The organism is Rhodoferax sp. RT5P35 (assembly GCF_056521385.1).
Genome location: NZ_JBWMAX010000084.1, coordinates 1 through 1,642, shown reverse-complemented (window position 1 = coordinate 1,642; position 1,642 = coordinate 1). Strand labels below are relative to the sequence as shown.

General features: G+C 69.2%; 2 protein-coding genes. Both read right to left on the bottom strand.

What is annotated here, in order from left to right:
- The coding region (locus AC097L_RS23805; protein ID WP_479589208.1) for an enolase-like domain-containing protein at window positions 1-551 on the bottom strand (551 nt) is incomplete at its 3' end.
- Window positions 548-1,513, bottom strand: a complete 966-nt coding sequence (locus AC097L_RS23800) for an N-acetyltransferase DgcN family protein (RefSeq protein ID WP_479589207.1) — start codon at window positions 1,511-1,513, stop codon at window positions 548-550. The genes AC097L_RS23805 and AC097L_RS23800, both read right to left, overlap by 4 nt.
- Window positions 1,514-1,642: the final 129 nt, after the last annotated feature.

Below are 1,642 nucleotides of genomic sequence, written 5' to 3'. Positions count from 1 at the left end.
AGCCCGGGTGACCAGGCCTGGTTGGCATCCACCACGATGCGGGCGGTTGGGTGTTCTTCGCGAACCATGCGCACCACGTCCAGGTGCCGCTGCGCATCCACCTTGAGCTTGAGCAGCGGGTAGTGCCGTGCCGCCCGCGCCTTGCGTCGGGTGGTGGCCTCGTCGCCCAGGCCGATGGTGTAGGCGGTGGTGACAGGCTGCCACCGTGGCAACCCGGCGGCTTGCCACACCGGCACGCCGGTTTGCTTGGCGCGCAGATCCCACAGGGCGCAGTCCAGCGCATTGCGCGCACCGCCTGCGGGCAGGATCTGCAACAGCTCGGCCCCGGTGAGGCCGTCGTGCAGGTACGGCAGCACAGCGGCTACTTGCGCGGCCATGCTGGCGGGGGTTTCGCCGTCGTAGTCCACCCCGGCGGCTTCGGCCTGGCCGGTGTGGCCTGCCGCGTCGGACAGGGTCAGCAGCAGCACCGGCTGGTGGGTGATGACCTCGCGGGCGATCTCGAAGGGTTCATGCATCGCCCACTGTTCGATGCGGGTGTGGCAGCGGATCATGCTTGCAGCAAGGCGGTAGCCAGCGCCTCCACGCCGCCGCGCATCGGGTCCACCACCGGCAACTGCAGCTCACGGGCGATGCGGTGGGCGTAGGCATCCCATGCGGCATCCGACAGGCTGGACGAATTGATGCTGATGCCCACGCAGCGCACCGCCGGGTTGGTCAGGCGGCCCGCCTCCACATAGCGGTCGATAGCGACCTGCAGGTCGGGAATCGGAAAGCCGGGGTAGCCCTCGATGCAGTCGCGCGACGGGTCGTGGCACAGCACCAGCGCATCCGGCTGCGAGCCGTGCAGCAGGCCCAGCGTCACGCCCGCATAGGCCGGGTGGAACAGCGCGCCCTGCCCTTCGATCACGTCCCAGTGGTTAGGGGCGTTGTCGGGCGACAGCTGCTCGGCGGCACCGGCCACAAAGTCGGAGATCACCGCGTCGATAGCCACGCCCTCGCCCGCAATCATCACCCCGGTCTGGCCGGTGGCGCGGAAGGTGGCGGCCACACCCCGGCGCTGCAGCGCCTGGGCCAGGGCTAGGGCGGTGTATTTTTTGCCCAGCGCGCAGTCGGTGCCCACGGTCAGCACCCGCTGGCCCGTGCGCTTGCGGCCTGTGCCCGCGGGGAAACTCTGGTCGGAATGCCGCACATCGATCAGGCGCGCACCGCTGCGCTCGGCGGCTTGCACCAGGCGCGGGAAGGAGCTCAAACGCGAGTGCTGGCCGCTGACGATGTCCAGGCCCGCGTCCAGCGCGGCTTCCAGCTCGGCCAGCCAGTGTTCGGGCAGCGCGCCGCCCACGGCGGCCACGCCCACCACCAGCGAGCCCGCGCCTTCCTGCGCTGCTTGCTGCGGCGACAGGCGGGGCAGGCCCAGGCTGACAGTGGCGGTGGGCAGGCTCCATTCGCCCAGGACATCGTCGGCACACCAGTCGCGCAGGCCAAAAGCGGTTTTGGCATCGGATTTGAGCGTCACATCGCCCACAAACTACAGATAGGGTTTACGGATTTGGTGCACGGTTTTGGATTCGGTTCGGGTGGCCTGTCATCGCACAGCTGTTCCCTCGCCACAGGCTTTGGCACGCCGGAGCGTAAGCCGGTTTGC